The sequence below is a fragment of the Nevskia soli genome (genome assembly GCF_903970205.1).
Classification (GTDB): Bacteria; Acidobacteriota; Terriglobia; order Bryobacterales; family Bryobacteraceae; genus Bog-113.
The window spans coordinates 1-6,097 of record NZ_CAJCHS010000396.1; the positions used below are offsets into that span (position 1 = coordinate 1).

The 6,097-nt window shown below is 58.3% G+C and carries 5 protein-coding genes and 1 pseudogene; all 6 read left to right on the forward strand.

The genetic code is table 11. The features are described from left to right. Positions 1–481: 481 nt before the first annotated feature. Positions 482–1,060: a hypothetical protein gene (locus H1Y01_RS17165; protein ID WP_180541731.1), complete on the forward strand. Its 579-nt coding sequence runs from the start codon at positions 482–484 to the stop codon at positions 1,058–1,060. Positions 1,061–1,305: 245 nt separating this feature from the next. Beyond that, a complete protein-coding gene (locus H1Y01_RS17170) occupies positions 1,306–2,316 on the forward strand; it encodes an ABC transporter ATP-binding protein (RefSeq protein WP_180541732.1) in 1,011 nt (336 codons plus the stop codon). Beyond that, positions 2,313–3,080: an ABC transporter permease gene (locus H1Y01_RS17175; RefSeq protein ID WP_180541733.1), complete on the forward strand. Its 768-nt coding sequence runs from the start codon at positions 2,313–2,315 to the stop codon at positions 3,078–3,080. The genes H1Y01_RS17170 and H1Y01_RS17175 overlap by 4 nt, the downstream gene beginning before the upstream one ends. A gap of 3 nt (positions 3,081–3,083) precedes the next feature. Next, positions 3,084–4,466: a GldG family protein gene (locus H1Y01_RS17180; RefSeq protein WP_180541734.1), complete on the forward strand. Its 1,383-nt coding sequence runs from the start codon at positions 3,084–3,086 to the stop codon at positions 4,464–4,466. 6 nt (positions 4,467–4,472) lie between these two features. Continuing rightward, positions 4,473–5,792 carry a DUF4340 domain-containing protein gene (locus H1Y01_RS17185; protein ID WP_180541735.1) on the forward strand — a complete coding sequence of 440 codons (1,320 nt, stop codon included), beginning with the start codon at positions 4,473–4,475 and terminating at the stop codon, positions 5,790–5,792. A gap of 39 nt (positions 5,793–5,831) precedes the next feature. Further along, a pseudogene (locus tag H1Y01_RS17190) lies at positions 5,832–6,097 on the forward strand (nicotinate phosphoribosyltransferase); the annotation flags it as partial.

The following is a 6,097-nucleotide window of genomic DNA, read 5'->3' on the forward strand; positions in this document are numbered from 1 at the left end:
AGCCGACGTAGCTGCTCTTCCGAAAGGCGGCCGCTACGGTACCCCTCCAGCGCCAGACTTTCCGCTGCACTGCGCTCGATATCTTGCCCCGAATCAACCCGTCGGCGACGTCTTCCGGCAGATCAATGTGCACATGCATAGTCTTCACTATATGACGGGCTGGAACTCAGCAGTCGCCTCAACCACCAAAGATCGGTGCGGCTCAGACTAACTCCCTCATGATGCAAGCTCGAAACGCTGCCACATTCAATGGCATCAAGCAGCCGCGTGAAACGAATCAGTCATTTCCGACGCCGCCGGTCCGGCATAAACTTCCTCGACCTATTGCAACAAATCCCGAACATTCGAGTCACGATGCAACCGAATAAGCACAACCCCTGCTAGAACAGGAGGTTAAGTCCGAATTCCTCAACAACTCTCCCTCGCTTTCACAACTACCTCAGCTACCCTGAAACCGGGCACCATACAACCCACAAAACTCATGCCGGACAACCCGAAAATCCCCCTAATCGATTCTCCGCTCTCCCCAAAGCAGCGCGAAGCCTCGCGCGCCAACGGCCGCAAATCGCACGGCCCCGTCACCCCCGCCGGTAAAGCCCGCTCCTCCCGCAACGCCCTCCATCACGGCCTCCACGCCCGCTACGGGCTCCTCGCCAAGACCATCCTCCTCCCCGGTGAATCCCGCGCCCGTTTCGATGATCTCCTCACCCAGTTCCGCCTCGAGTTCGCTCCCGCAACCTACGTCGAGAACGTCTTCGTCGAGCAAATGGTAGTCGCCCAATGGCGTCTCATGCGCACCTGGAACCTCGAACGCGCCGGAATCTGCCATTCCGCCCGCAACGCGGAACCCGATTCGGATCATGCCACCCGCGACGCCGTCTCCGTCCTCACCGACCCCACGGCCCTCCGCGCCTTCAACTATCTCGAAATGCGCTACGAACGCCAGTTCTCCCGTTCGCTGGAAAAGCTAGTCAAAATCCGCGCCCTCCACCGCGCCGCCCATGAAAATCAACGAAACGAACCTGGGGAGTCTAACAAAACAAAAGACTTACCGATTTAAAACGAACCTGGGAAACCCAGGTTTGATCCCGGAAAACGTGCTTTCGATCCCGGCCAAACCCAAAATGCCTTTGATCTTATCCCTGTTCATCCGCGTGCATCCGCGGCTAATTAGGCTCTTTTCCCAAACCCCACAACCAAATCCCTCGCTCGCCCGTCCCAACCATATGACCCTGTTAAGATAACTAACTGGTTCCCCATCCCCGGAAAGGCCCCGCGCCTCGCCCGGTCTACTAAACGAAACATATGATTCAAGTTGAAAATTTGACGAAGCGATACGCGCGCACGGTCGCGGTCGACCGTATCTCTTTCGCCGTCGCCAAAGGTGAAATTGTCGGTTTTCTCGGCCGTAACGGAGCCGGAAAAACCACCACCATGCGGATGCTGACGTGTTTCCTGCCACCCACCGAGGGCGTCGCCAACGTCGCCGGTTTCGATGTGGTCGAAAACCCCATGGAGGTCAAGAAACGCATCGGCTACCTTCCCGAATCGCCCCCGCTTTACCCCGAGATGGAAGTCGGCGAGTACCTCACCTTCGTCGGCAAAATCAAAGGGATCCCGTCCAATGAGCTGGCCCGCCGCGTGGACGAAGCAGCCGGCCGCTGCGCTCTCGGCGATGTCAAGAAGAAGCTGATCTCCAAGCTTTCGAAAGGGTATCGCCAGCGCGTCGGACTCGCCCAGGCTGTCATCCACAATCCCGATGTCCTGATCCTCGATGAACCGACTTCCGGCCTCGATCCCCAACAAATCAGCGAAACCCGCGAGCTCATCGCCAGCCTCGCCGGCGATCACACGATCCTTTTAAGTACCCACATCCTGGCCGAAGTCGAACACACCTGCTCCAACGTCATCATCATCGATCGCGGCCATCTCGTCGCCAGCGGAACCGTGCGCGAGCTGCTCCAGCGCATGCGCGGATCGGAAGCCATTGCGGTTGAGATCCGTTATGACGGCCTCGAAGCCGCGGACGCCCGCCAACGGATCGAGCAAGTCCCCGGCGTCAGTCGCGCCGTCGTAAAACAGTCCGAACCGGGACGCGTCCTGCTCGAAGTCGAGTCGCTCGAAGGCGCCAATGTGCGCGCCGATCTGGCTCGCGCCGTTGTCCACGCCGGATGGAATCTCGAGACGCTCCACGCCGCAGCCGCGAGCCTCGAAGACGTCTTCCTTGAACTGACAGCAGCTGAGAAATCGCATCCCGCGGCTTCCATCGAACCCCCGATAACTACTGCAGCCGCTACTCCCGAGGTGATCCAGTGAGAAACATTCTTGCCATCTGCGGTAAAGAGATGCGAGGGTACTTTACCTCGCCCATCGCCTACTTACTTCTGGCGATCTTCGCCGTTCTTTTCGGTTACTTCTTCTTCGCCGCCTCGTCTATCTTCGCCACAGCCAGCATGGAATCGGCGATGTCCGGCCGGTCCTTCCCCATGAACATCAACCAGCAGATCATCGCGCCGTTGCTGGGTAACTCCAGCGTGGTGATGCTTTTCCTGATTCCGATGATCTCCATGCGCTTGTTCGCGGAAGAGAAACGTCAGGGCACCATGGAACTGCTGCTAACCTCACCGGTCCGCGATTGGGAAATCGTCGCCGGGAAGTTCCTCGGCGCCATGTTGATGTTTGCGGCGATCCTTCTCGTCTCACTCATCGACATAGCCTTCCTGTTCGCATACGGCAATCCCTCCTGGCAGCCGATCGCCGCGGGCTATCTCGGCCTGTTACTGCAAGGTGGTTGCCTCCTTGCTATCGGAACTTACATCTCGACGACGACTAAGAATCAAATCGTAGCCGGCGGCGCAACCTTCGCGGTTTGCCTGCTTCTCTGGGTTCTAAGTTGGAGCACCGACCTTGGCCAGGGCGCGGTCTCCAAAGTAGTCGCTTACTGTTCCGTCCTCACCCATTTCGAACCGTTTTCCAAAGGCATCATCGACACTAAAGACGTGATCTTCTATCTGACCTTCATCTTCTTCGGGCTGTTTCTGACCACGCGATCGCTCGAATCGCTGCGGTGGAGGGCGTAACTGATGGCAGATACTAAGTCCTCAACTCTAAAAGCCAAGCGCACCCAATACGGCGCGTACCTGATGTTGTACACGCTCATTGTATTAGCCGTGTTAGTCGTGCTGAACTGGCTCGCGAATCAGAACAACAAGAGCTTCGACACCACCTCCAATAAGCAATTCACCCTCTCTGACCAAACCATCAAGACCGTCAAGAATCTAAAGAACAACGTCTACGTCACTTACTTCGATCGCGCCAGCCGCTTCAGCACCGCGCGCGATCTTCTGGACCGCTACGCCAACCTCTCGCATAAGTTGCAAGTCGCCTATGTCGACCCGGAGAAGCAGCCGGACGTCGCTCAAGCGGATGGCTTCCGCACCGAAGGCGGCATCGTGGTCCGCAACGGAGTAAAAACCGAGGAATCCGCGTCGGCTACTGAAGAAGGCATAACCAACGCCATCATTCGCTCCACGAAAACCGGACAGAAGACCGTCTGTTTCGCCAGCGGAAGCGGCGAAGCGGCTCTGGACGATCAGGATTCGGGCGGCGCTTCGTTCGCCAAGGAACAACTCGAAAAGAACACCTATAAGACCTCCACCATCTCGCTTCTCGAGAAGCAGCAGGTTCCCGCCGAGTGCGCCGCGGTAATCATCGCGGGTCCGAAGAAAGACTACTTCGAAGCCGCCGTGACCGCGCTGAAGTCCTATGTCGATGGCGGTGGTCACGTCATGTTGTCGCTCGGCCCAGCGTTAGGTTCTTCGCGCGGCGGAGCGAACCAATCCGAGCCCCCCACGAACCTGATGAAGATGGCCGCCGATTGGGGAGTTACCTTCGACAATGATCTCGTTCTCGATCCGCAATCGCGGCTGGTCGGGTTTGACGCTTCCGTCTCACTCGGGATCACCTATGAATCGCAGCCCATTGTCCGCGATCTCGGCCGCATCGCCACCATGTTCCCGCTCTCGCAAAGCCTCACCGTCGCCTCCGGTAAATCGGCCGAGAAGCTAATCTCCACGTCCGACTCGGCCGTATCCATCCCCAAACCGGTCGGCGGGACCGTGTCCGTCGATCCTTCCACCGCGAAGAAAGGACCGTTCGTTCTGGTGGCCGTCGGAACCGTCGGAACCGGCGCGAAGCAGGGCCGCTTCATGGTCGTTGGCAGTTCCGTGTGGCTCGCCAACCAGGCCCTCAGCATCCAGCAGCTCGGCAATCGCGACCTCTTCCTGAATGCGGTCAACTGGCTCAGCGCCGATGAAGACCTGATCTCGATCCGCCCCAAAGATCCGGAAGACCGGCGCATCTCGATGACGAATAATCAGATGCGCATCCTGTTCTTCAGCACGGTTGTCTTCCTCCCGCTACTCGCCATCATTTCCGGCGTCGCGGTTTGGGCCAAACGGAGATAGACGGCCATGAAACAGATGCGCGGGCTTTTGATCGCGGCGATCCTCCTCGCCGTGCTCTCCGGCCTGGTTTACTGGAGTAACAAGCACAAAGCGGAGGAAGCTGCGAAGCCATCCGCTGACGCGCCGCCGACCATCCTCACGCTCGATTCGAAACAGATCCAGGAGATCCGTATTCAGAAGGCCGGTTCCGATCCGGTCGTGCTCTCGAAGCTGGGCGACCGCTGGGATATCACCCAGCCCACTCCCCTGCCTGCCGATCAGGATGCCGCGAACGGGATGGTTTCTACCGCAGCGGCACTTACGTCCGAGCGCCTCATCGATGATAAACCGGCGAACCTCGCCCCGTTTGGACTCGCCGATCCGCCCGTCCAGGTTTCGTTCAAACTCAAAAACGGCAAGACAGATACGATCGACATCGGAAGGGACACGCCAACCGCCGGAGCCGCTTACGTGAAGCTCGCTGGCGATCCGAAAGTCTACTCAGTTTCCACTTCAACAAAAACGAGCCTCGATAAGTCCCTAAACGACTTACGCGATAAGCGCCTGCTCACCTTCAACCGCGACCGCCTCGCGCGCGTCGAACTCACCAACAGCAAAGGCCAGACTATCGAATTCGGCAAAGATGCTCAGGGGGACTGGCAGATCCTGAAGCCGCAACCCATGCGCGCCGATGGACTCTTGGTCGACGATCTGGTCCGCAAGCTGAGCGACGCCAAGCTGCAATTCGACGCCGGCAAGATCTCCCCCCAAACTTTCGCCGCCGCCACAAAACTCGCCACCGCCGCCATGACCGACAACTCCGGCACGCAAACCGCCGAGTTCCGCCAGGACAAAGACAAAATAACTTATGCGCGCAGTTCGGTCGCTGACGGCATCTACAAAATCGATACCGATGTCGCGAGTACAGTGGGTAAATCGGTCGATGATTTCCGTAACAAGAAGCTGTTCGATTTCGGATTTACGGAGCTTTCCCAAGTCACCGCGCAAGGCAACACGTACACTAAGTCCGGCGAGAAATGGTTCCTCAACGGCAAGGAGATGGATGGATCAACCGTGCTGAATCTGGTCGACAAGCTGCGCGATCTTTCCGCTACCGGCTTCGCCCCGAAAGCGTCCGGTGATCCGGTGTTCACGGCTTCCATAACCACGGCGGACAAGAAGCGCAATGAGAAAGTCACCATCCTGCGGGACGGCACAAACAACTTCGCGCAGCGCGAAGGCGAACCGGCCGTATACGTCATAAGCGCTTCCGTGGTGGACGATCTCATAAAAGCGGCCGGCGACATTAAGCCCGCAACCCCACTGAAAAGTTCAAGTAAGAAGTGACCCTTGAACGGCCTTCTTACTGATTTATATGAACTTACGATGTCGTCGGGATTCTTTGCCATGGGCAAGCAGGACGAGCTGGCTACGTTCGAAGTCTTTATCCGCCGCCTGCCCCGCAATCGCGACTGGGTGGTCATCGCCGGCCTCGAACGCGCCGTCGATTACCTGCTGAACCTCTCGTTCACCGACGAAGAAATCGGCTACCTCCGGTCGCTTGCGCAGTTCGCCAACGCCCCCGCCGGGTTCTTCGACTACCTGCGCACCCTGCGCTTTACCGGCGACGTGGACGCCGTCCCCGAAGGCAC